Source organism: Leisingera aquimarina DSM 24565 (genome assembly GCF_000473165.1).
GTDB classification, from domain to species: Bacteria; Pseudomonadota; Alphaproteobacteria; order Rhodobacterales; family Rhodobacteraceae; genus Leisingera; species Leisingera aquimarina.
Window position 1 is genome coordinate 2093015 of the sequence record NZ_KI421504.1, and the last position, 23208, is coordinate 2116222.

Sequence of the window (23208 nt, forward strand, 5' to 3'; positions counted from 1 at the left end):
CGCATCCGTCGCTTTGGCATAAAGGACGAACACCGTGTCGAAACTAACTTTGGGCTCTTACCCGCATATGCTGGGGTTTGAGCAGCTGGAACGCCTGCTGGAACGCTCGGCCAAATCGGGCAACGAAGGCTATCCTCCCTATAATATCGAACAGACTTCCGATCATTCCTACCGCATCACCCTGGCCGTGGCCGGCTTTGCCGAAGAGGACCTGGCGATCACCGTCGAGGACCGCCAGCTGGTGATCCGCGGCCGCCAGCGCGACGATAGCGAGGGGCGGGTGTTCCTGCACCGCGGCATCGCGGCGCGCCAGTTCCAGCGCATGTTTGTGCTGGCCGATGGCGTTGAAGTGGGCGAGGCAGTGATGGAAAACGGGCTGTTGCATGTGGATCTGACCCGTGCCCGGCCCGAAACCGTGGTTCAGACAATCAGTATCAAAAAGGGGTAAGAGCAATGCATACACCGTTTGATTTCAGCCAGGGCGCCGACCGGACCGTCTATGTAAAGGCGGTTGCGGTGGCAGATCTTCCCAAGGACGTGCAGGAAAGCGCCGGCGGCCACGCGCAGCTTTATGCGGTGCATGACGCCGAGGGCAGCCAGCTGGCGCTGGTGGCCGACCGGCGTCTGGCCTATGTGCTGGCACGCCAGAACGACATGACACCGGTTTCGGTGCATTGACCCCCGGGTAACCGGGACGTATCCGCTGGAAAGCGCTTGATTTTCCCAACAGCAGGCTCCCATTTGGGGGCCTGAATTGTTTAGAGAACCAGGTTCAAGGAAGGCGCATTTGATGTTCCGTACAATCCGCTCGGTCGCCGCGGCTTTGGGGCTTGCCCTGCTGGCTGCTCCGGCTGCTGCCGATCCGTTTGTCAAATGCGTGCAGGGGCAGCTGGCGGGGCTGGGATTTGACCCCGGTCCTGCAAACGGCGCGCTGTCGCAGGCAACACTGCACGCCTGGACGTCGATGCGGCAGAGTCAGGCGGCGGCAAAGGCCGGACACCTTGCGAACCTGCCTGCGCTGACGCAGAAAACCGCGATCCATTGGTGCCGGGAGCTGCCGGCGTTGAAATCCGGTCTGGAAAAACACTTGCCGTCGGCAGCCCCGGCCCAGATTCTGGCGGATACGCCCAACGCGGAAAAAGGCGTCCGGCAGGCGTATGCGCGAACCCTGCGGTTCATGGAAAAGGAATACGGGATCGTTCTGGCCGGCAATATCGGCATCGCGGCTGCGGGCAACACCAAGACGGTTCAAACCTATGTGCGCCGCCTGCTCAGCCGGATGTCCAAGGCCCGGTTCAACCCGGACGCCGCCATTGCCAGCCATTGCAACAAACCCTTTGGCGTCGCGGGGGCTGCCTATCTGAAGTTCATGTATATCTGCTGGGACAATCCGCATCAGGCGGACAAAGCCTGGCTTAAGCGCTCGCGCAAATGGCTGGGGGCAATGATGGCGCATGAATATATGCATCTGGTTCAGGCGGAACTGGGCGGTGCCCGCTCAGAAGGGTTCAACGGGGCGGCTGTGCGGCGCCGGATGGGGCCGTCCTGGATGGTGGAGGGCGGCGCCGAACTGGTTGCGGCGCGGTTTGGAAAGAAGGCCTTGCGTCTGCGTGCGCCGGGCCTGTCCGAGCTGCGGGATGCGTCCCTGCAATCGAAGCAAAGCCTGAGGGCGATGCGCGCGCCCAGGACGGTCCGCACCGAAGGTGATTATGACTATTCGCATTTTGCAGTGCATATTCTGACCCGTATACATGGCGAGGATGCCCTGTTCGGGTTCTGGCGGCTGCTCAGCACCGGCAAGAGCTGGGATCACGCGTTTCAGGAGGCATTCGGTACCGGCTTGGACGCATTCGAAGCGCAGGTTATGGAGTTGCGCAAGACACCCGGGGCCGCAAGGGCCTATATTGCACAAATGCGGCGGAGGAACGCGTGATGACAGACTTCAACTTTGACTGGGTGGACGCATTCTCGGGCCGCGCTTTTGGCGGCAATGGCTGTGCGGTGGTGCATGGCGGCGCGCATCTGCCGGAGGCGGTTTGCTCCGCTTATGTGCGGGAGACATCGCTGGTGGAATGCACCTTTACCGGCCCGTCTGACGTGGCGGATGTGAAGGTGCGCTATTTCCTGGCCAGCCGCGAGATCCCCTTTGCCGGCCATCCGACCATTGCCACGGTGGCGGCAATGCGGGACCGGGGGCTGATCGCCGGGGACAGCATCACGCTGGAAACCGGGGCGGGGATCGTGCCGGTGACGCTGGAGGGCGATCTGATTTCGATGACCCAGGTGGCGCCGGAATTTGGTCCCTTTGCCGATCCCGCACTGGTGGCGGCGGCCGTGTCGCTGCCGGTGGAGGCGATCGTGGGCCACCCGCAGAAGGTTTCGACCGGGTTGCCGTTCTGCGTGACGGTGCTGCGCGACCGCGCGGCGCTGGAGGCGGCAGAGCTGAACCTGGAGGCGCTGGCGGCGCTGGGCCAGTCGCTGGGCGCGGACGGCATCGACATGATGGAGCCGTTTCTGGTTACGCTGGAGGGCGCAACCGAGGCGGGCGATACGTTTTCGCGCTTGCTGATGGCGCCGCCCAGCCCGCCGGAGGACCCGTTCACCGGGTCCGCGACCGGCGCCATGGCGTCTTATCTGTGGCGTCACGGGCTGATGGAGAAGGCAGAGTTTGCGGCTGAGCAGGGCCATGGCCTTGGCCGTCCCGGCCAGGCACGGGTGGCGCGGGTTGGCCCGGCAGATGCGATTGAGGGCGTGCAGGTGGCAGGCGAAGGCTTTGTGCTGATGCGCGGCACGGTGGACCTGCCGGACAGCGCATAACATTCAGGGGATCTGCTGTAGCGTCCTGGCAGATCCTGTTGCGCGCCTTGAGGTATTTTGAACGCCGAGGACGCGGGGCTGCTTCTGTCCAAGGGGGCGGCGGGACGCGCTTTTCCTTTACCGAATTTTAGAGAGGCATGGCGGATAGTCTCAAAAGTCCGCATTTGCCTCAAAATAGGGAAAGTAAGAATTGCTTCAAAATCAAACGCCTCAACCACCTCAATTGCGTCGGCATTCAGACACGCAAGACGCAGAAAGACTGGTCCAGCTGGCAAAATCCGAATCGCTGGGCGATGGCGGCATCCGGACCTCGCAGATCCTTTCGGACGCGCTGGCGGCAGACCCATGCCACCATGAAGCGCAGGTTCTGCAGGAGCGGCTGCATCAGGCGTTTGTGCCCCGCTGGCATTTCCCGATGCTCGCCGACAAGGCCCGCAACCGCGCCTACGCCAAGGCCATCGCGGCCAAGGTGCGGCCGGGCGACGTGGTGCTGGATATTGGCTGCGGTGCGGGTTTGACGGCGATGCTGGCAGCGCGGGCCGGCGCCAAACATGTCTACACTTGCGAGCAGCAGCCGCTGATTGCCCAGGCCGCAACCCGCGTCATCGCCCAGAACGGTCTGACCGACCGTATTACGGTCATACCGAAATGGTCCCACGATATTGTTGTTGGCGAGGACATTCCGGAGCGGGCGGATGTGGTGATTTCAGAGATCGTCGATACTGTCTTGCTCGGCGAGGGGGCGCTGGCGACACTGACCCATGCGATGGGCGCGCTGGCCAAGCCGGAGGCGCGGGCGGTGCCTGAACGGGGAACGCTGAAGGCGCAACCGGTGGAAAGCGGTGATCTGCTGGACCTTTGGCGGCCGCAGGAGGCGGAAGGGTTCGACCTGAGCGCCTTTCACCCCTTTGCACGCTTGGCCCAGCTGACGCCGAATGATCTGGAAACCTGTGCGCTGCAGCCTTTGGGGACGGTGACCGACCTGTTTCAATTTGATTTCACCCGGCCAAACATAAACCCGGCGCGTGCAACCAAGGATCTTGTCTGTACCGGCGCCGGCACCATTCATGCGGTCTTTGTCAGTTTTGAGATGGAACTGGCCCCCGGCATTCTGGTGGCAAATGATCTGCGGTCCGGCGGCCATTGGGGGCGGACGGCGTTTCTGCTGGATCAGCCGGTGTTTGCGGAGGCCGGCGCGCAATTGCGTGTGACCGCGCAGCATGATGCGTCGCAGCTGAGCCTTTCGGTGCATGAATTGGCACACCGTCCTGAAGTTGCGGAGCCTGCTACCCTTTGGATGACCGGGGCTTGGAAAGGCGGGTACACTCTGCGGGCCGGCAGCGGTGCAGATGTTCCGGCGCCAGTGGTGTGGGCTCCGTCCGATGCCAAGGCCGTGCCTCTGGGGCAGTCCTTCCACTAGCGCCGGAAAGCGGGTGCCGGAATTATGCGATAATTCCGGCCCGGAAAACAGGTGTTTTCCGTGACGTTTCCCGCGCCGGGAAACGGAAGCGGCCCGCCAATTGGCGGGCCGCTTTCTTGTTTCACATTGCCGTCGGGATCAGCCGGAGATCAGACCCATGCTTTCCAGCTTGAGCAGCACCTGGTGGGCGCAGTTGTCGACGTCGACATTTTCAGTCTCGACCGACAGTTCCGGGTTTGCGGGCACGTCGTAGGGGTCAGAGATGCCGGTGAACTCCTTGATCTTGCCTTCGCGGGCCAGCTTGTAGAGGCCCTTGCGGTCGCGGCGTTCGCATTCCTCGATCGTGGTGGCAACGTGCACTTCGACAAAAGCGCCGAAGGCTTCGACGTCTTCGCGCACGGCACGGCGGGTCGTGGCATAAGGCGCGATCGGGGCACAGATGGCGATGCCGCCGTTCTTGGTGATCTCAGACGCCACATAGCCGATGCGGCGGATGTTGAGGTCGCGGTGCTCTTTCGAGAAGCCCAGCTCAGAGCTGAGGTTTTTCCGCACGATGTCGCCATCCAACAGGGTTACGGGACGGCCGCCCATTTCCATCAGCTTAACCATCAGCGCGTTGGCGATGGTGGATTTGCCGGAGCCGGAGAAGCCGGTGAAGAACACGGTGAAGCCCTGCTTGGAGCGCGGCGGCTTGGTGCGGCGCAGTTCCTTGACCACCTCGGGGAAGGAGAACCACTCGGGGATTTCCAGGCCTTCGGCCAGGCGGCGGCGCAGTTCGGTGCCGGAGATGTTGAGGATGGTGACGTTGTCGCGGTCGGCGATTTCGTCGTTCGGCTCGTACTGGGCGCGTTCCTGCACATAGACCATGTGCTTGAAATCAACCATTTCGCAGCCGATTTCGGACTGGTTGGCGCGGTAAAGCTCCTGGGCATCGTAGGGGCCGTAGAAGTCTTCGCCAGCCGAGTTTTTGCCGGGGCCCGCGTGGTCGCGGCCAACGATGAAATGGGTGCAGCCGTGGTTGGCGCGGATCAGGCCGTGCCAGACAGCTTCGCGCGGGCCGGCCATGCGCATCGCCAGGTTCAACAGCGACATCGAGGTGGTGGCGGCCGGGTATTTGTCCAGCACCGCCTCGTAGCAGCGCACGCGGGTGAAGTGGTCGACGTCGCCCGGTTTGGTCATGCCGACCACCGGATGGATCAGCAGGTTGGCCTGGGCCTCCTTGGCGGCGCGGAAGGTCAGTTCCTGGTGGGCGCGGTGCAGCGGATTGCGGGTCTGGAACGCAACCACTTTGCGCCAGCCGACTTTGCGGAAATAGGCGCGCAACTCGTTCGGGGTGTCGCGGCGGCCGCGGAAGTCATAGTGGACGGGCTGCTGAATGCCGGTGACCGGACCGCCGAGGTAGATCTTGCCGGCCTGGTTGTGCAGGTAGTTCACCGCCGGGTGCGCGTCGTCATCGGCGCCGAATACCTTCTCCGCTTCGCGCGATTTGTTCGGCTCCCAGCGGTCAGTGACGGTCATGGTGCCCAGGATCACGCCTTCCTGGTCGCGCAGGGCGATGTCCTGGCCGATTTCGATGCTGCCGGCAAAATCTTCGGACACATCCAGAGTGACCGGCATCGGCCACAGGGAGCCGTCGGCCAGGCGCATGTTTTCGACAACACCGTTATAGTCGTCTTCCGACAGGAACCCTTTGAGCGGGTTGAAGCCGCCGTTCATCAGCAGTTCCAGGTCGCAGATCTGGCGCGGGGACAGGTCCCAGCTGGTGAGGCCGGCAGCTTCGACCTTCAGTTTCTGTGCGCTTTCGTAGGAAACATAGAGCTCTGGAATGGGAGCCAGGTTGCTTTGCATAGGATGAGTCCTGTGTTTAAGAGGGGGCAGGCCGCTTGCCGCGCCTGTGAGTTCCGCGTGCAGCGCGTTGTATTCTGCGAGCTTGCGGGCGAGGAATTGATCGGTGAGCCGCATTTTTTCCACGGCGCCCCGGGTGGTCAACGAATAGGTAAACCGCTGCCGCTTGTCGGGGCCGGGCCGGTTGCTGATGGTGATCAGGCCGGTCTCCGCAGCCAGGCGCAGCTGTGTGTTCAGCCGCCCCAGCGAAATCCCCAGCGCCGCAGCCGTTGCCCGCTGCGATGCATCCGGCGCCGCATCTAGCTGGCGCAGGAGCCGGAAGAGCAGATCTTCCTCGTCCGGGGTGGATGTGGTCAGGGTTTCGGTCACGGCCCAACAGCTCAAAGTGTGTTCACGCGTGAACGCATTGCATGATTTGACTGTAAAGCAAAGTGCAAATCAGGGAGGATTTGCGATTTTCTGCCACGTTGTTTTGCTGCAACGGGGCAGGCGAGGCGGTAGGTTATCCGCCTTTGGCGGGCTGAACCGGGTGGCTGGCACCGGCTGGGCAGAGGGTGGGAAACAAGCGTTCTGCGCAGCAGCGGGCCGGCTTAACGCTGTTCTGCGGCAAGGGTCCGCGGCAGGGCGGCAGCAAAGGCAACGGGCAGCGCCTTGATGGGTTCTGCAACGCCGCGCAGATGGAAAGTTTCCAGCGCCAGATGGCTGGAATCGTATCCGGCAGCGTCCAGCAGGCGGGCCGAAATCAGCAGCTCGACGCCCAGATCCTTGGTCTTGGCCTCCAGCCGGCTGGCAGTATTGACGCTGCCGCCGATGATGGTGCGCGGAGCATGGCCGGCGCTGCCGATTTCGCCCAGAACCAGTTCGCCCAAGTGGATGCCGATACCGATGCGGATTTCCGGTTCGCCGTCGGCGGCAAGCCGGGCGTTGAAGTCCTGCAGTGCGCTGCCGATGGCGGTTGCTGCGTCCAGAGCCGCCTGGGCTGAGCGGGCGGGAGAACGAGCCTCGAACAAGGCGAGCAGGCCGTCGCCAAGGTATTTGTCCACGGTGCCGCCCGCGCCGGTGACAGCGGGCACGATGGCGTCAAAGAAGCGGTTCAGAAGGAACACCACGTCATAGGGCAGCTGGCCGGCGGTGCGGGCGGTAAAGCCGCGCATGTCGAGAAACAGGATGGCGAGCTGCTGTTCGCTGCCCTGGCTGGCATGGGCGCGGCCCTTTTGCCCGTCGGGGCGGAACATGCGGGTAACGGTCAGCGGCGCCTCTGGCCGGATCTGGCAGGCCAGCCGCATGTTGGCGGGGGCCTTGACCCGTTCCAGGCTGCGGGCCTCAGGCGGTGTGGGCGGCGGCAGGTGATCGCCGCCTTTGTCCACCACCACCCGGCAGGTGGTGCAGCGCCCCTTGCCTCCGCAGAGCGACGTGTGCTGGACCCCGTTGGCCTGGGACATCTGCAGCAGGGTCATGCCGCGCTCGGCGCGGATTTCGGGACCAAAGGCATAACGGATCTGCACCGCCCGGCGGCGGCGCAGCAGCCGGGCCAGCAGATGGGCCGCCGCTGTCAGTCCCAATAGGATGAGGAAACCGGTGAACCAGCGGCTGTCTGTTTCCAGCAGCGCGGCAAAATCCTCGCGGCTGGGCCAGTTGAAATCGGCCATCAATCCGGCACGCCGGCTGCCTTCGACAAACAGATCATAGATGCGGCGGCCTTCGGTCAGGAGGCCGGCCAGGGCAAAGCCGGGGACAAAGACTGCCAGCCCGGCCATCCAGGGGATCAGAGGCCGCCACCAGCGGGTCAGGCGCAGCCAGTAGTGCAAACCCATGCAGCCGTGGATCCACACCGCCAGCAGCAGTGCGCTTTGCTGCCAGACCTCGGGCGAGGCCCACATCAGCACGATTTGATAGGGGAATTCATCGTTGACGCCGTAGATTTCGTGCGAATAGCGGGTGAACACCAGATGGCTGAGCAGCTGCAGCGGGATCAGCAGGCCAAGCAGGGTTTGCAGCCCCTCGCCAAAGTGCATCCTGAGGCTGCGGCGGCGGGCCAGGTTCCACAGGGCAAGGCCCGCGTGCAGGATCAGAGAGGCATAAAGGACCAGGCTGCCAGCTAGGCTGCGGGTGATCACCTGGCGGGCGTCCTGGAAGTCATCCATCCATTCGGGCGACAAAAGCCCAAGGCCGATGTTTATGAAATGGAAGAAGGCATAGGTGAACAGCACCAGCCCGGTGATGATCCGGGTGCGGCTGATCCAATTGCCTTGCCAGAGTGCGCTTGCCACCCCGGTCCTCCTGTTTCGCGGTTTCCGGGGGCAGACTGCGGCGGGCAGGCGCGCCGGTCAAGGCAGCACGGCGTTTACACCAGGGGCCGGTCTGCCAGCAGGCGGCTTTCCTTTTGTTTCAAAACCCTGCGGGCGGCGGGGTAGCCGCTGCCGCCGGCCAGCGCGAGATCGGGGAACAGCTCCAGGATCTCCTGCCTCGCAGCGGCGCCGCCGCCGTCCAGAAGCTGGCTGCCGGGCTGGAAGCTTTCAGTCCAAAGACCGTTTGAGAACACCGCCTGATGGCGCTCGAACAGAAGGTGCACATAAGTGGTCCGGGCAACCGGCTGCCTGGCAACGCCCGGATGCGCCTGCAGGTGCGCGGCGGCGGCAAGCACCTCCGGCTCTTCGAACAGCATCTGGCAGGCGGCGCCTTTCAGCAGCAGCCGGTGCTGCGGCGAGATCCAAAGGTCCTGGGCCGGCTGGCCGGGGGCAAAGGCATCGGCGGCAACCTGCACCGGCTGCAGATGCGGGCAGGCCTGCATCCAGTCCGCGCCGATCTGGCGGATACCAACCCAAAGAACCGGCTGAAAGCCGTTGTCGCGGGTTAGCACCCGGTCGCCGGGGCGCAACCGTTCCACCGGGCGCAGGCCCTGGTCGGTGCAGATAGCGGTGCCGGTCACGAAACAGGGCACAAAGCTGTCATATTGGGAGGTGCCGGTATTGCTGCCGGAGGTTTTCTGGTACGGTGCGCCATCCTTCAGCGGGGTATCGGTGGAAAAGCCCCAGACATCCTGCGTGACGCCGTTCCGGGAAAACACGGTGATGGTGATGACCGGGCCGAAGGGATTGCCACCGGCATCAAGCTCTTGCAAGTAGTGGTGCGATTCGGCCTCGACCGGGGTGCCGCCGGCCACCATGGAACCGCCATCGACGATGGTATGGCCGCCTGACTGGTCATCTTCCATCGTGTCAGCACCGCCTGCGGTGTCGTCCAGGGTGATCCGCTCGATGGCGTAGCTGGAATCATAGGTGAAGACCGTGCCGACCGGGGTGTCCGAATTGTTGATGATCGAACTGCCCGCAGTCATATGGGGTGAGCTGTCATCGACGGTAAAAGCGTCCGCATTGAACGCGCTTAAAGTTCGTATCGCCATTTCGGCCCCCCGGCAGAACGATCTGATATGCAGTCGCTTACGCGAAGGTTTTGCGGTGCTTTTTTCTAATACCGGGTTAAGGCGCCGCAGAAAGGCGGATGAATTTTTTGTACACCCGTTTGGGTGCATTCCGGTAAGTGTGAAAGGTCGGTTAAGTGAAATATTTCAGCATCTTGCCTGGGTTTTCGGGGCTTGCGGCGAACCAGCGCAGGGGCTTAGGCAGGCGTGCCCCTCGGGCGCGTGGGTCGGGGCCAGGGGCTGATCTGCCCGGGTCTGAAACAGGATCCGCCAGACGGGTCCGGCAAAGGAGAGGCGTCGTGCGGGCGGGCTCAGCCCTCCAGCCCCCAGCCGCCCGGTGCGAACCCGTGGGAGAGGGCGGCGCGGGTGGCCACTTCTTCGCCGATCCAGATACCGGTGGCGGAAATGATCTGCTCCGGCAGGGTGGCGATCAGATAGGGGGCGCCGTCTTCACTGTCTGCCGCGCTGACCCAGCTGCAGCTGTAGCCCTCGCGGCTCAGTTCTTTGGCCAAGGGCTGCCAGTCCGCGCCGTCGCGGGCGGGGACGAAGAAGTAATCAACGTCCGCCGCCTCGGGCAGGCCGTGTTCGGCCTGCAGGTCGTTGAATGCCGCAACGGTTCCGGCCCGCTGGGTTTCGAAATCATGCGGCATCCGGATCAGTCCTGCTCGGCCAGGAAACGTTCGGCGTCGAGTGCTGCCATGCAGCCCATGCCGGCCGAAGTGACCGCTTGGCGGTACTTGTGGTCGGTCAGGTCGCCGGCCGCATAGATGCCGGGGATCGAGGTTTCGGTCGAGCCGGGTTTGACCTGGACGTAGCCGCCGTTGTGCAGCTCCAGCACGTCCTTGACCAGTTCATTAGCGGGGGCGTGACCGATGGCGACAAAGACGCCCTTGCAGGGAATTTCCTTCAACTCGCCGGTTTGCACGTTCTTGACCACGACGCCTTCGACCCCCGGCGGGTTTTCGGTGCCGACGACCTCTTCCAGGGTGTGGAACCACAGGGGTTCGATCTTGTCGTTCTTCATCAGGCGGTCGATCAGGATCTTCTCGGCGCGCAGCTCGTCGCGGCGGTGGATCAGGGTCACTTTGGAAGCGAAGTTGGTGAGGAACAGCGCCTCTTCTACGGCCGTATTGCCGCCGCCGATCACCACAATCTCCTGGCCGCGGTAGAAGAAGCCATCGCAGGTGGCGCAGGCGGAGACGCCGAAGCCCTTGAACTTCTCTTCCGACTCCAGGCCCAGCCACTTGGCGCGGGCGCCGGTCGCGAGGATCACCGCATCGGCGGTGAAGGTGGTGCCGCTGTCGGCCTTGGCCACAAACGGGCGCTTGGACGTGTCGAGCGAGGTGATATAGTCGCCGATGACCTCGCAGCCCATCGCCTGGGCGTGCTCCTGCATCTTGATCATCAGATCGGGGCCCTGCACCTCGGTGAAGCCAGGGTAGTTTTCGACCTCAGTGGTGGTGGTCAGCTGGCCGCCGGGCTCAATCCCCTGGACCAGGATCGGTTCCAGCATGGCGCGGGCCGCATAGACCCCCGCGGTGTAGCCCGCAGGCCCGGAGCCGATGATCAGAACCTTGGTGTGGCGCGTCTCGCTCATGTTCGTCCCTTACATAAAGCAGCATGGCGGGCGTGCCGCCGTCAGAACATGCATATAGCGGCGGGGGTCGCGGGCTTAAACCCCCAAGGCTTTGCATGCGGCAGGATACAAATCCGCCAGGGAGGCGCGCATTGCGGCTTGCGCCTTTGGAGCGCAAAGAATATTGCGCGACGATGAAACATTATTGCGCGGCCCGGCGGCGGTGCTATAAGAAACGCAAATTCCACAGGAGCTTTGAACATGGTCACAACCCGCCTTGATCCGATTGATCGCAAGATTTTGTCGGAGCTTCAGGCCGATGGGCGGATGACCAATGTGGAGCTGGCCAAGCGGGTCGGCATTTCGGCGCCGCCCTGTCTGCGTCGGGTGCGCGCATTGGAGGAGGCCGGGCTGATCCATGGCTATCATGCGGATGTGAACTCCCGCGAGCTGGGGTTTGAGGTGCAGGTCTTTGCCATGGTGGGGCTGGAAAGCCAGGCCGAGGTGGAGCTAAGCGCCTTTGAGGAGAAATGCCGCAGCTGGCCTTTGGTGCGCGAGTGCCACATGCTGAACGGCGAGGTGGATTTCATCCTGAAATGCGTCTCCCCCGATCTGAGTACTTTTCAAAGCTTCCTGACCGGCGATCTGCTGACAACGCCGAATGTGGCCAGCGTCAAGACCTCGCTGGTGATCCGCGGCGCCAAGGATGAACCGGGCGTGCCGTTTGAGGTGCTGGAAGAGCGGCTCGCGCGCGAGGCATAGGGCGCAAACACGCAACAGCCTGACACGTAAAGGCCGGGCAAAGGCGTGCCCGGCTTTGTTGCATGTGCGGGGCTGGGTGCCCCTTCAGCTTACAGAATGGCCTGGCTGGACCTGCTGCTGCCGGCCCTGGAGTAAGCCAACGGGCCAAAGTCCTGAATGCTGTTGGCATGGGCAAACATGTTCAAGAACAATGTCTTGATCGCATAGCTGGCCAGTTTCAGCGCGTCGGGACCCGGATGGTAGGTTTCAAAATCCAGCCCGCCAACGGTGATTGCTGCGTGACGCGGCAGGCAGAGGTGGTACATGTCCACCGGCGTCGGCGGGGCGGTTTCAAAGATGCTCATACCATCCTGAAATTCTGCAACCGGGGTCAGCAACTGTCCGCTGTCCGCGCTCTGCAGATGCGGCGGGGTGCGCAGCAGCCGTGCTGCGGGCCCGGCAACAAGGCTGGAGGCCGGTTTTTGCAGACCCAGACTGTCGGCCATGAAACTGGTGAGGCGGTGGCTGCGGCCGCGGCTGCCGGGGCGTGCGGGCAGAATGCTGGTGTGGCCGATCCAGACCAGCGGCTGGCTGCCGCCGCCGCTGGTCTGGATGTCATCGCCGGGCAACAGGTCTTCGACGGCAACCGGGCCGTTGGCGGTTTCCACCAATGAGCCGCGGGAAAATGCGCAAAATGCATCTTCGAACAGCGGCAGGGCAGGCGCAATGTGGCGGGTTTCGGCAATCGCACCGCTGGGCAAGAGGCTGCTGACCTCATAGCGCCGCAATTGCGGCTTTGTTGCACTGCGCAGCGCCGCCGGATCCTGCAGGAACGCATTGGCTTCAATGGCGTTGGCTGCAGCCTTCTGCAGCGAGTGGGCGATGGTCATAACAGCCACCTTTCCTTTCAAACTGCCCGTTGCATCGGCCCCCACCGGCAACACAGACGTGCTTGAACGTTATGTATGCGCTCTAAATGGCGGGATTTAATTCGAATTGTCAAAAAATCTGGAGCAAACTGGTTAACATCCGGCCGGCCCTCATTCCGCTGCGGACGGATCCCGGCGGCAGGCCGGGACGGGCGTAAGACGATTCGGCTAAGGAAGTGTCAAGCGGCCGCTGGAGTTTGCTTAGACCGGTTGGGTGCCCTGACGGCGGCTGGCCGGGCTGGCGCGCGTGCGCCAAGGGACGCTGCCGGCAGGACACCCGTCCCCGGCGTTAACCCAGTTTCTGCTTCGCGGTCTGGCTGCGTGCCTGTCCGGTGCGGCGGCGCGCGGCTGCCCAAGGCAGGGTCACGGTCTCGCTCTTGGCGGAGCGGATGATGGAGGCAATGAAACGCTTGTTCATCTTCATTGTGGTCTGTCCTTTGCCCGGCAGACGGCCTTGATGCGGGGCCGCTGCTGTTTGTGTTGTTCTGACCTGTTTATGGGTAACATTTGCGCCGTGATTATGACGGGTTGAGGGCAATTTCACTCTGGCGCCGCCGCGGTGAACGGCATGGAGGCGCCCGGAAGATATCCTGTTAAGTTATTGGTGTTATAGAAGAGTTTATGAAAAGAGGATGAGCTTGACGCGGCGGAAAGTAGGGAATGCGGCGTAATTTAATAAAATTCGCCACAATTCCCCGGGTTAACGGGCGGTTAAAGCCGGATGCAGGAGATCAGGCGGCCGTAGTCGGCCTCTTTCGCGTGGGTCGCACGGCGGTAGGAGAAGAATTTCTCAGGCTCGGAGTAGGTGCAGTGGCGGGTCCATTCCGCCACGCCTGCACCGGCCTGGCGCAGCTTGTGCAGGCCCAGGCCCGGCAGGTCGAACAGGTAGCGGCCGCCTTCGCCATTGGCAAAGAACCGGGCATAGCCGTCGTCCTGCATCACGAAGTCTTCAAAAAACTCAGGGCCAACCTCATAGGCGCGCTGCGAGATCGTCGGGCCGATCACCGCCGCCGTGTCCTCGCGGCGGGCGCCAAGGCGTTCCATTGCTTCCAGCGTTGCCTCCAGCACCCCGTCCAGGGTGCCACGCCAGCCCGCGTGGGCGGCGCCGATGACACCGGCCTCAGGGTCGCAAAACAGCACCGGCTGACAGTCGGCGGTCAGGATGGACAGCGCCAGCCCGGGCACATTGGTGACCATCGCATCGGCGCGGGGGCGCTCCTGCGAGGGTTCAGTTACCACCTGCACATCGGCGCTGTGGACCTGATGCACCGCGCTCAGGTTCCCGGCGGGGACATCCATTGCGGCGGCCACGCGGGCGCGGTTGATCTGCACCGCTTCGCGCTGATCGGTGGAGCCCAGACCGCAGTTCAGCCCGTGGTAGATGCCCGACGAAGCACCGCCCCTGCGGGTGAAGAAGCCGTGCCGCACCGGGCCAAGCAGATCGGACGTGAGAATTTCAAGCGTCATGGGTTCAATCCTGGCGGAGGGGCGGCCTGCGAAGGATAGAGGCCGAGCACTTTGAACAGGTTTCCCATTTCATCGGGGTGCGTCAACCGCCGATGTGCGGCGATCAGGTTTTTCAGCCTTTCGTTTTCCAAAGGGCCGGCCAGGGCGCGGGCGCGGCCGGTTATGCCAAGACGCTCCAGAAACACCCCCTGCGGGGTGAGGCGGGTAAAGGCGCAACCTGTGGATTTTGCGGCCATTGCCAGCGCCTCGAAATCCACATGGGCGGTCAGGTCGGCCTCGCCGGGGGCCTGCAGCGGATCGGCGGGTTCATGCGCGCGCAAGGCTTGCAGGGTATCGCCTAGGGCGCGCCAGTCACCGTAGTCCGCGATCAGAGCCGCGCCGCCATGGATGGCGATTCGGGCTGCGATGGCCTGGGATACCGGGGCCGCGGCGTCGCAGAGTTCGACCAGATCGCCCTCCTGCGTGTCCTGCAGCCGGTGATCCAGGGCTGGCTGCGGCGCGGCGGGGCTGAGGCCGAAGGCGAGCGCGCCGTCTTGCAGACCGATGCGCTTTTCGCTCCAGAGATCGCCGCTGCGGATGAATTGGCGGATGGGCAGGGCGTCGAAAAACTCATTTGCCACCAGGAACAGCGGCTGGCCCGGCAGGGCGTCCGCATGGTCCAGCCATTCGGGGGCATATGCGTCCAGCGTCCTGGCTTGGGTGCTGCGCAGTTTCGGTGAGGCCTCGACCAGTTTGATCTGCATCGCCGTGTGGAACCCCGGCACGCCGCGGGTGGCGCGCAAGAGGTCAGCCATCAGAGTGCCGCGGCCCGGTCCCAGTTCGGCAAGCGTGAAAGGGGCCGGGGCGCCTTGGTCCAGCCAGCATTGGGCCAGGGCGAGGCCGATCAGCTCGCCGTACATCTGGCTGATTTCCGGCGCGGTGGTGAAATCGCCCTGCGCACCAAGCGGATCGCGGGTGGTGTAATAGCCATACTGCGGGTGCAGCAGGCACTCCCCCATGTAGGCGGCAACAGACATCGGGCCATCCGCCTGGATGCGGGCAGCGAGGTGATCTGCCAGGCTCATGCCGCGCTCCGGGTGGTATGGCGGGCGCGCAGCAGGAAATAGAGGCCGATGGCGATCATCGGCAGCGACAGCGCCTGGCCCTGGGTGAGGCCGAAGCCGTCCATGTGCCAGGCCAGCCCCAGCGGATTGCCGGGAGAGACAAACTGCGCATCCGGCTGCCGGAAGAATTCAACAATGAAGCGGGCAAGGCCATAGCCCGCGAGGAACACACCCAGAAGGCGGCCCGGGGTGTGGAAGGCATTGCGGCACCAGGCGAGGTACAGAAGCAGAGCGCCAAGGATCAGACCTTCCATCAGTGCCTCGTACAGCTGCGAGGGGTGGCGGGCGCAGAGTGCTCCCAGGGCCTGGCCGCAGTCCTGCGCCGCCTGGCCGGGGAAGGCGACGCCCCAGGGCCGATCGGTCGGGCGGCCCCAAAGCTCGGCATTGATGAAATTCGCCAGCCGCCCCAGCAGCAGGCCCGGCGCCACGGTGTGGGCGACCAGGTCGGCGATCTGCAGTTTGGGGATGTTGTGGCGCGCGGCATAGATCAGCGTGGCCAGAACAACCCCGATCAATCCGCCGTGAAAGGCCATGCCGCCCTGCCAGATCTTCAGGATCTCAACCGGGTGCGCCAGATAATAGGCGGGCTGGTAGAACAGTACAAAGCCCAAGCGCCCGCCCAGGATCACGCCGAGGATGATCCAGGTCAGCAGATCCTCGACCTGTTCAGGTTTCATCGGCGGCTGGTGCGCGGGCCAGAGTGCGGGGCGGCGCAGGGCCGCGACGGCCAGCCGCCAGGCAATGACGATCCCTGTGATATAGGCGAGCGCATACCAGCGCAGCGCGAACTCGAACGAACCGAGGGAGATCGAGAAAATCTCGGGCGAAAGGTCGGGGAATTGGATCATGGCGTGCATGTGCGTCTGAATGCCTCTGGTCTTTGGGGGAAGTCAACGGCTTGCAGCCGCGCGCCTGCTTCCCCATATAGGAGCCAGCCCCGAGACGGAGAAGAGCATGCAGACCCGCAACAAGATCCTGGACGATATTTCCCAGCTGATGACCAATGCGATGGGCGTGGCCCAGGGCGCCAAGGACGAGGCGGACACCGCGTTGAAAAGCATGATCGACCGCTGGCTGGCGGACCGCGATTTTGTCACCCGCGAGGAATTCGACGCGGTGCGCGCGATGGCACAGAAGGCGCGCGAGGAGAACGAGGCGCTGAAGGCCCGTCTGGATGCGCTGGAGGCAGCGCAGAAGTAAGCGGGCAGACCTGCCTGCCGGATGAGCCTGCTGCAGCGTTGCGCTGCGGCGGGCTTTTTTGTGCTATGGTGCAGGTGCATGGCTGCCCTGCAGTGCAACGGGCAGAATTGCGTCGCTTTCCGCGCGCGTGGTCGAAAACCGCGCAGCGCGGATCCCGCCGTTCTGTTCATGCTTCCTCTGCTGCAACAAAAAGGATGGTGGCATGGTATCTGTCTATTCAGTACCGGGGGCGTTCAATGCGCAGGAATGCGCGGAAATTATGCGGAAGGCCGCAGAAGAGCCGGAAAGCGAGGCGCGGCTGGTGGGGCAGGCCCGCGATCACAATCTGCGCCGGGCCAGCGTGGTGTGGCTGGATGACGTGCCGGGCACTGGCTGGGTGATGGACCGGCTGATTTCGCTGGTTCGCCGGTCCAACCGGGACAGGTTCGGGTTTGATATCCGTGAATTTGCCGAAAGCCCGCAGACTGCCAGTTACAAGGCGCACGACGGCGGTCATTTCGCCTGGCATTCAGACATCGGCGACGGTCCGGTGGCTGGCAAGCGCAAACTGACCCTGGTGGTGCAGCTGAGCAAGCCGGGCGCCTATGATGGCGGTGACCTGGAGATCATGCCGGGCGCCCATATGGTGGCTGCCAGCCGGGCGCAGGGCAGCGTGGCAGTGTTCCCCAGCTTTCTGTTGCATCAGGTGACTCCGGTCACCCGCGGCGAGCGCCAGTCGCTGACCGTCTGGGCGCATGGGCCTGCGTTCCGATAGGCAGCCGGCCGGGCCGCAGGTGAAGCTGTCTTTGATGCTTCACCCGCGGCCCGGTCATTTTGGATACAGGAATTCGGGAGCGTGTTGACGATTGACCGCGCGCGGCGCGATCAGACTGCAATGATCCAGACGGCAATCAGGCTGACGGTCAGGTAAACAAGCGTATTGACCATCCAGCGTATCAGGCCGGCTTCGCCCTCTGGGTCGACGCCCAGGCGTTCACAGACTTTGGTCCCAGGCCATAGAAAAGCTTCTGACAGTGTCATGGGGCGGCTCCTTGATGGGTAAGCGCGATGCATGGAAATCAGTAAGGGGTAAAATGCGTATTGTAAATACCTAATATAATGCCGCGGGCCGGAAACACCGGTATGACCCATGTATTTGGGTCAGGATGACAACCGGCCCGGGCCTTGCGGTTTTAGGGATCTGCGGGGTGGTTCCGGCTGGTGACTGATCCAGCCGGAGACTGTGCAAGAAGCGGTTTCAATGCTGAGTTACAAATGCTACGACTGGGCCGGCATCTAGGGGGGTGTGGATAGTTCATCCACAAGTTATTGCAGATATCCCCAAAATAATGGTTGCCAGATCATCAATTCAGCCCCACCATATCTTGTATGGGAGCGGGGATGCGTCCCCGGCCCGTAGCAAAATAAACTAGCTATAGGGATTCTCTGTGCCCGGTAAGCTAGGCAAAGAGAGAGGTGGCAAAATGGCACTATCCGAGCTTCACTTGGAAGAAGACATCCACCCCATCGACATCGTCGAGCATTTGGCGTCGCACCATGATTGGGACTTTGACCGGGTTGGCGATGACCAGATTGCCATGTCGGTCGAAGGGCAGTGGCGCACCTATTCGCTGACGCTGGCCTGGTCGGGCTACGAGGAATGCCTGCGGCTGGTGTGCAGCTTTGAGATGGAGCCGCCTGAGGCTGAGCTGCCGCGGCTTTATGAGCTGATCAACAGCATGAACGACCAGTGCTGGGAAGGCTCATTTACCTATTGGGCGGACCACAAGCTGATGCTGTTCCGCTATGGGCTGATGCTGTCCGGCGGTCAGATGGCCAGCCCGCAGCAGATTGATGCGATGATCAACGCAGCCGTCGCCAATGCGGAACGCTATTACCCGGCGATCCAGCTGGCGGTCTGGGGTCAGCGCAGCACAAAAGACGCAATGCAGGTCGCCATTGCAGAGGCCTACGGGCGGGCGTAAACCTTGCCCTGAACCTGAGATTTAGGGGAGGGGCTTAAGATGGATATGCAAGAGATTTCCGCGCGCGGGCTGGTGCTGCTGGGCTGCGGCAAGATGGGATCGGCGATGCTGGCCGGATGGCTGGAGGGAGGATTGCCTGCCTCCTCAGTCTGGGTGATTGACCCGCACCCATCGGACTGGCTGCAGGGCACTGGTGTTCACATCAACGCAGAACTGCCAGCGGCGCCTGGCATCGTGCTGATTGCCGTGAAGCCGCAGATGATGGGCGCGGCGCTGCCCACACTGCAGAGCTACGGCAACGGTTCCACCCTATTCATTTCGGTTGCGGCGGGCACCTCGATCGCGACCTTTGAGGGCGTTCTGGGCGCGCAGTCGCGGATTGTGCGGGCGATGCCGAACACCCCCGCTGCCGTCGGGCGCGGAATTACCGCGCTGATCGGCAACACCCATACCAGTGATGCGGATATCGAGCGCGCCGAGGGGCTGTTGCAGGCCGTCGGCCAGACGGTGCGGCTGGACAATGAGGGTCAGATGGATGCCGTCACCGGGGTCAGCGGTTCCGGCCCTGCCTATGTGTTCCACCTGATCGAGACCTTGGCCACGGCGGGCGAGGCGCAGGGCCTCCCGGCGGAGCTGGCGATGCAGCTGGCCAAGGCGACCGTTGCGGGCGCCGGCGCGCTGGCGGAGGCGGCGGAGGAAAGCGCCAGCCAACTGCGCATCAATGTGACCAGCCCGAACGGCACCACTCAGGCAGCTTTGGAAGTGCTGATGGATGATGACGATGGTTTCCCTGCGCTGCTGAACCGCGCAGTGGCTGCTGCCACGGAACGTTCAAAGGAGCTGTCGCGTGGCTGAGATCAAATTCGATGACTTCATGAAGGTCGACATCCGCGTTGGTGAAATCGTCCGTGCGGAGCCCTATCCCGAGGCGCGCAAGCCTGCAATCAAGCTCTGGGTCGATTTCGGGGCTGAAATCGGCGTAAAAAAGAGCTCAGCGCAGATTACGGCGCATTACATGCCGGATACGCTGGTGGGCAAGCAGGTTCTGGCCGTCGTAAACTTCCCGCCGCGGCAGATCGGCACGTTCATGTCAGAGATCCTGGTTCTGGGCCTGCCGGATGAAAACGGAGAGATATTTCTGGCCGGACCTGATGGAAAGGTCCCGCTGGGCGGGAGGATGCACTGAAATGAAAATCTGGATTGCGCGGCCGATGACGGCAGCGGTCACAGCACGGGCGCGGGAGGCGTTTGCTGATCTGGAAATCCGCGAGACCAACGCGGTGATGAATGAGGCGGAGATGCTGCGCGCATTGTCCGAGTTCGACATTGTCGTGCCAACGCTGGGCGACAGGTTCTCGGCGGAGATCTTTGCCAAGGCGGGCACACCGCGCTGCAAACTCTTGGCCAACTTCGGCGTTGGCTACAACCACATTGATGTCGAGGCCGCGCGTGCCGCGGGTGTCGAGGTGACCAACACGCCGGGTGCCGTGACCGATGCCACCGCGGATATCGCGATGACGCTGATCCTAATGTCGGCGCGCCGCGCCTCCGAAGGTGAGCGGATGCTGCGCAAGGGCGATTGGCAGGGCTGGCACCCGACCCAGATGCTGGGGCTGCACGCCACCGGCAAACGCGTCGGCATCGCCGGCATGGGCCGCATCGGCCAGGCGATTGCGCGGCGCTGCCATTACGGCTTTGGCATGGATGTGTCTTATGTGGCGCGCTCGCCAAAGGATCTCGACTTCCCTGCCGACCGCGCCGAGAGACTGATTGATCTGGCCGGGCAGGTGGATTTCCTGGTGGTGGCAGTGCCGGGCGGGGCTGAGACCACGCATCTGATCAATGCTGAGGTGCTGAATGCAATGCAAAGCCACGCGCATCTGATCAACATCGCCCGCGGCGAAGTGGTGGAGGAGGCGGCGCTGATCGACGCACTGCAGAACCGCCGCATCGGCGGTGCGGGTCTGGATGTCTATGAGTTCGAGCCCAAGGTCCCGCAGACGCTGATCGATCTGGATAACGCCACCCTGCTGCCGCATCTGGGCACCGCCACCGAGGAAGTGCGCAGTGATATGGGCCATATGGCGCTGGACAATGCCGCGGCCTTCCTGGCCGGCGCAGCGCTGCCCAACCGGGTATAAAACGATCCCAGCCTGAGCCGCCCCGGCTCAGGCGTCTTTGGGCTTGTCATGGCGGTGGTCCCAGGCGGGATCTTCGCGCTTGATCTTGCGGGTGGCCCAGGTGCCCGCAGGCCAGGCCAGAATTGCACCGATGGCGGCGCAGACCAGAATGGCCCTAACGGAATAGAACCCCATTACAAATGCGGTGATGACGGCTGCACCGGCAATGCAGGCGCCAATCATGATGGACAGGTGAAAGCGCAGCTTGCCGGCCAGCGGGTCGCGCAACGTCATGACAGCTTCCTTTGGAAGTGGTCCGAAGGAGTATAGCACAGATTGCGCCGGATCTTCCCGGGCGGCTTATTCCGCCGCTTTGGTGCTGCGCAGATCGCCTGCCGCTTCGCGCCAGTGGCGGCGGCAGAGCGAGACATAGGTCTCATTGCCGCCGATCTGCACTTGGTCGCCCTCGGTCAGCACCTGGCCCTGGCCGTCCTGGCGCACCACCATTGTGGCCTTCTTGCCGCAATGGCAGATGGTGCGCACTTCGCGCATCTCGTCTGCCAGCGCCAGCAGGGTGGCAGAGCCGGGAAACAGGTTGCCCTGAAAATCCACCCGCAGGCCGTAGGCCAGCACCGGCACCCGCAGGTCATCGACCACGCGGGCCAGCTGCCACACTTGACCGGGTTCCAGAAACTGGGCCTCGTCCACAAAGATTGCAGCCACCGGGCCGCGGGCCAGGCGCTGTGTGATGCGGGCATAGAGATCGTCACCGGCGGCGAACATGTCTGCCGCTTCGCTGATGCCGATCCGCGAGGCAATTCTGCCGGCGCCTGCGCGGTCATCCAGCCGGGCGGTCAGCAGATATGTGTCCATATGGTTTTCGCGGTAGTTGTGCGACGCCTGCAAAAGCACGGTCGATTTGCCCGCGTTCATGGTGGAGTAGTTGAAATAGAGCTTGGCCATGGGGCCGGGGTTTACCTGTCCCGGCGTGCAGGGAAAACCGGATTCGTGCGGGTTATGCCGTGCAGCAGCAAGGGCGTGGCGGGAAGGCTCACCGGGGCGGGCATTGCCGGGGGGAACAAACCCCGATAAAAACCACGCTGAATGCCCCGGAGAGCCCAAGTACCGGGCAGACCAATTACCCAAACCGCAGAACGTCACTCACCCGTTCTGCTTTGCACTGGACAACAGATGCCAATTGCATCATCCCACTCGCTAAATCCCTGAAAACCTGAGGGATGGATAAGGTATCGCAATTCCTCTACAAGTCAGAAATGGGAAATTAACCGGTTCGTTCCCCCATGGGGGCGGCGGTCAAGCCAGGTAGGAAGTATATGGCTGAAATCGGGACGTATCTGAAAAAACACACCGAGGCGCTGGTGAAGGATGTGGGCATCGAAGCCGCCTGCCAGATCACGGGGAAATCTAAGGCGACGCTGGGGCGCTATTACTCAGACAATGCCGAGCATACGGACCGGTTCATGCCGGTGGATGCGGTGGCCAAGCTGGAAAGCGCTGCGTCCTATCCGCATGTGACCTCGGCGCTGGCCGAGCTGAAGAACATCACCCTGTCTTATAACGGTAACGGCTCGGCCTCGGAGACCGGACGCAGCGGCGGCGTGAATGCGGATGTGATTGCGCTAAGCCAGCGGTTCGCCCAGCTGATGAGCGAATACCAGGAAGCGATGGAGGACGGCATCATCACCGTGAACGAGGCCAAGCGGCTGTTGCGGGAAACGGTGCTGTTGCAGCAGGTTCTGCTGGATATGAAGCTGCATCTGGAGGAAGACAGTGCCTGAGGCCGGTGACGGGGTCAGCCTGCCTGCCATCGCGGAAAGTGAGCTGCACCCGATTGACGTGGACGCGCTGGCGGCGCCGGGTGATCCGCGCCATGCGCCGCGCATTCTGCTGCTGTACGGCTCCCTGCGCGCGGTGAGCTATTCCCGCAAGGCGGCAGAGGAAGCGGCACGGGTGCTGCGCGCCTTGGGTTGCGAGACGCGGATTTTCGACCCTTCAGGCCTGCCGCTGCCGGATGATGCGGGCGCGGCGGAACATCCCAAAGTGGCAGAGCTGCGCGATCTGGCAGTCTGGTCCGAAGGCATGGTCTGGTCCAGCCCGGAGCGCCATGGTGCAATGACCGGCATCATGAAGCTGCAGATCGACTGGTTGCCCTTGTCCTTGCAGGGCGGTATCCGCACCACCCAGGGCAAGACGCTGGCGGTGATGCAGGTCTCGGGCGGCTCGCAAAGCTTCAATGCGGTCAACCAGATGCGCATTCTGGGCCGCTGGATGCGGATGCTGACCATTCCGAACCAAAGCTCGATCCCCAAGGCTTGGCTGGAATTCGGGGAGGGCGAGCGCCTGCCCGAGGGTCCGTTCTACCGCCGTCTGGTGGATGTGATGGAAGAGCTGGTGAAATTCACCTGGCTGGTGCGCGGCCGCAAGGACTATCTGACAGACCGCTATTCGGAGCGGCTGGAGAGCGCCCAAGAGGTGCATCAGCGGGTATCGCAGAAATAACAGCCTTGGGGCGGTGCCCCTGGCGCAGACAGACCCAAGCCCCGGCGCCGCTGCCGGGGCTTTTTGATTCAGATCAGCGGTATCA

The 23208-nt window shown here is 63.1% G+C and carries 27 protein-coding genes; 14 read left to right on the forward strand and 13 right to left on the reverse strand.

Annotation, left to right across the window (positions count from 1 at the left end):
• Positions 1-34 precede the first annotated feature (34 nt).
• The 5 genes from AQUI_RS0114410 to AQUI_RS28075 all read left to right on the forward strand — a co-directional run bounded on the left by AQUI_RS0114410 (position 35) and on the right by AQUI_RS28075 (position 4237).
• On the forward strand, positions 35-448 hold the full coding sequence (locus AQUI_RS0114410) for an Hsp20 family protein (protein WP_027258134.1): 414 nt from the start codon (positions 35-37) through the stop codon (positions 446-448).
• Positions 449-453: 5 nt separating this feature from the next.
• Entirely contained in the window at positions 454-678 is a 225-nt protein-coding gene (locus tag AQUI_RS0114415) for a DUF1150 family protein (RefSeq protein WP_027258135.1), read from the forward strand.
• 112 nt (positions 679-790) lie between these two features.
• On the forward strand, positions 791-1933 hold the full coding sequence (locus AQUI_RS0114420; RefSeq protein WP_027258136.1) for a hypothetical protein: 1143 nt from the start codon (positions 791-793) through the stop codon (positions 1931-1933).
• Positions 1933-2817, forward strand: coding sequence for a PhzF family phenazine biosynthesis protein (locus AQUI_RS0114425; protein WP_027258137.1), 885 nt, complete (start codon positions 1933-1935; stop codon positions 2815-2817). The genes AQUI_RS0114420 and AQUI_RS0114425 overlap by 1 nt, the downstream gene beginning before the upstream one ends.
• A 190-nt stretch (positions 2818-3007) precedes the next feature.
• The gene (locus AQUI_RS28075) at positions 3008-4237 is read left to right on the forward strand and encodes a class I SAM-dependent methyltransferase (protein WP_035920007.1); all 1230 of its coding nucleotides are present in this window, start codon (positions 3008-3010) and stop codon (positions 4235-4237) included.
• A 138-nt stretch (positions 4238-4375) separates the two neighbouring features.
• Here AQUI_RS28075 and AQUI_RS0114435 read toward each other — a convergent pair whose 3' ends face one another.
• The 5 genes from AQUI_RS0114435 to trxB all read right to left on the reverse strand — a co-directional run bounded on the left by AQUI_RS0114435 (position 4376) and on the right by trxB (position 11100).
• Positions 4376-6451, reverse strand: a complete 2076-nt coding sequence (locus AQUI_RS0114435) for a bifunctional sulfate adenylyltransferase/adenylylsulfate kinase (protein WP_027258138.1) — start codon at positions 6449-6451, stop codon at positions 4376-4378.
• A 221-nt stretch (positions 6452-6672) separates the two neighbouring features.
• Entirely contained in the window at positions 6673-8352 is a 1680-nt protein-coding gene (locus AQUI_RS0114440) for an adenylate/guanylate cyclase domain-containing protein (RefSeq protein ID WP_027258139.1), read from the reverse strand.
• 74 nt (positions 8353-8426) lie between these two features.
• Positions 8427-9485: a Hint domain-containing protein gene (locus AQUI_RS0114445; protein WP_169730795.1), complete on the reverse strand. Its 1059-nt coding sequence runs from the start codon at positions 9483-9485 to the stop codon at positions 8427-8429.
• Between the two features lie 329 nt (positions 9486-9814).
• A complete protein-coding gene (locus tag AQUI_RS0114450; protein ID WP_027258141.1) occupies positions 9815-10153 on the reverse strand; it encodes a hypothetical protein in 339 nt (112 codons plus the stop codon).
• 5 nt (positions 10154-10158) lie between these two features.
• Positions 10159-11100: a thioredoxin-disulfide reductase gene (gene trxB / locus AQUI_RS0114455; protein ID WP_027258142.1), complete on the reverse strand. Its 942-nt coding sequence runs from the start codon at positions 11098-11100 to the stop codon at positions 10159-10161.
• Positions 11101-11340: 240 nt separating this feature from the next.
• Here trxB and AQUI_RS0114460 point away from each other — a divergent pair, with 240 nt between their 5' ends.
• Positions 11341-11841 carry an Lrp/AsnC family transcriptional regulator gene (locus tag AQUI_RS0114460; protein WP_027258143.1) on the forward strand — a complete coding sequence of 167 codons (501 nt, stop codon included), beginning with the start codon at positions 11341-11343 and terminating at the stop codon, positions 11839-11841.
• An 89-nt stretch (positions 11842-11930) separates the two neighbouring features.
• Here the strand turns inward: AQUI_RS0114460 and AQUI_RS0114465 are convergent, their stop codons facing one another.
• The 5 genes from AQUI_RS0114465 to lgt all read right to left on the reverse strand — a co-directional run bounded on the left by AQUI_RS0114465 (position 11931) and on the right by lgt (position 16176).
• Positions 11931-12710: a Hint domain-containing protein gene (locus tag AQUI_RS0114465; RefSeq protein ID WP_027258144.1), complete on the reverse strand. Its 780-nt coding sequence runs from the start codon at positions 12708-12710 to the stop codon at positions 11931-11933.
• Positions 12711-13038: 328 nt separating this feature from the next.
• A complete protein-coding gene (locus AQUI_RS32255; protein ID WP_281172006.1) occupies positions 13039-13173 on the reverse strand; it encodes a hypothetical protein in 135 nt (44 codons plus the stop codon).
• A 287-nt stretch (positions 13174-13460) separates the two neighbouring features.
• Positions 13461-14216, reverse strand: coding sequence for a peptidoglycan editing factor PgeF (gene pgeF, locus AQUI_RS0114475; RefSeq protein ID WP_027258145.1), 756 nt, complete (start codon positions 14214-14216; stop codon positions 13461-13463).
• Positions 14213-15280, reverse strand: a complete 1068-nt coding sequence (locus AQUI_RS0114480) for a class I SAM-dependent methyltransferase (protein WP_027258146.1) — start codon at positions 15278-15280, stop codon at positions 14213-14215. Before AQUI_RS0114480 ends, pgeF begins: the two co-directional genes overlap by 4 nt.
• Positions 15277-16176: a prolipoprotein diacylglyceryl transferase gene (gene lgt / locus AQUI_RS0114485; protein ID WP_027258147.1), complete on the reverse strand. Its 900-nt coding sequence runs from the start codon at positions 16174-16176 to the stop codon at positions 15277-15279. Before lgt ends, AQUI_RS0114480 begins: the two co-directional genes overlap by 4 nt.
• A gap of 97 nt (positions 16177-16273) precedes the next feature.
• On the opposite strand from lgt, the gene AQUI_RS0114490 reads away from it, so the two are divergent.
• Positions 16274-16519: an accessory factor UbiK family protein gene (locus AQUI_RS0114490; protein WP_019296037.1), complete on the forward strand. Its 246-nt coding sequence runs from the start codon at positions 16274-16276 to the stop codon at positions 16517-16519.
• A 202-nt stretch (positions 16520-16721) separates the two neighbouring features.
• Complete coding sequence (locus AQUI_RS0114495; protein WP_027258148.1) at positions 16722-17273, forward strand: 2OG-Fe(II) oxygenase; 552 nt, start codon at positions 16722-16724, stop codon at positions 17271-17273.
• Between the two features lie 110 nt (positions 17274-17383).
• Here AQUI_RS0114495 and AQUI_RS31250 read toward each other — a convergent pair whose 3' ends face one another.
• Entirely contained in the window at positions 17384-17539 is a 156-nt protein-coding gene (locus AQUI_RS31250; protein ID WP_169730796.1) for a hypothetical protein, read from the reverse strand.
• 443 nt (positions 17540-17982) lie between these two features.
• Here AQUI_RS31250 and AQUI_RS0114505 point away from each other — a divergent pair, with 443 nt between their 5' ends.
• Genes AQUI_RS0114505 through AQUI_RS0114520 form a run of 4 tightly spaced genes read left to right on the forward strand, consistent with a single transcriptional unit; the run spans position 17983 to position 20624 of the window.
• A complete protein-coding gene (locus AQUI_RS0114505) occupies positions 17983-18483 on the forward strand; it encodes a type III secretion system chaperone family protein (protein ID WP_027258149.1) in 501 nt (166 codons plus the stop codon).
• Positions 18484-18522: 39 nt separating this feature from the next.
• Positions 18523-19338, forward strand: a complete 816-nt coding sequence (gene proC / locus AQUI_RS0114510; protein WP_027258150.1) for a pyrroline-5-carboxylate reductase — start codon at positions 18523-18525, stop codon at positions 19336-19338.
• Positions 19331-19669: a tRNA-binding protein gene (locus AQUI_RS0114515; protein WP_027258151.1), complete on the forward strand. Its 339-nt coding sequence runs from the start codon at positions 19331-19333 to the stop codon at positions 19667-19669. The genes proC and AQUI_RS0114515 overlap by 8 nt, the downstream gene beginning before the upstream one ends.
• Before the next feature lies 1 nt (position 19670).
• Positions 19671-20624, forward strand: a complete 954-nt coding sequence (locus AQUI_RS0114520) for a 2-hydroxyacid dehydrogenase (protein WP_027258152.1) — start codon at positions 19671-19673, stop codon at positions 20622-20624.
• Between the two features lie 27 nt (positions 20625-20651).
• Here AQUI_RS0114520 and AQUI_RS0114525 read toward each other — a convergent pair whose 3' ends face one another.
• The gene (locus AQUI_RS0114525) at positions 20652-20897 is read right to left on the reverse strand and encodes a LapA family protein (RefSeq protein WP_035920011.1); all 246 of its coding nucleotides are present in this window, start codon (positions 20895-20897) and stop codon (positions 20652-20654) included.
• A gap of 66 nt (positions 20898-20963) precedes the next feature.
• Complete coding sequence (locus tag AQUI_RS0114530; protein ID WP_027258154.1) at positions 20964-21566, reverse strand: thymidine kinase; 603 nt, start codon at positions 21564-21566, stop codon at positions 20964-20966.
• Positions 21567-21937: 371 nt separating this feature from the next.
• Between AQUI_RS0114530 and AQUI_RS0114535 the strand changes: the two genes are divergently transcribed.
• Together AQUI_RS0114535 and arsH are read left to right on the forward strand one after the other, a co-directional pair.
• Positions 21938-22402: a hypothetical protein gene (locus AQUI_RS0114535; protein WP_027258155.1), complete on the forward strand. Its 465-nt coding sequence runs from the start codon at positions 21938-21940 to the stop codon at positions 22400-22402.
• Positions 22395-23123 carry an arsenical resistance protein ArsH gene (gene arsH, locus AQUI_RS0114540; RefSeq protein ID WP_027258156.1) on the forward strand — a complete coding sequence of 243 codons (729 nt, stop codon included), beginning with the start codon at positions 22395-22397 and terminating at the stop codon, positions 23121-23123. The genes AQUI_RS0114535 and arsH overlap by 8 nt, the downstream gene beginning before the upstream one ends.
• Positions 23124-23208 lie beyond the last annotated feature (85 nt).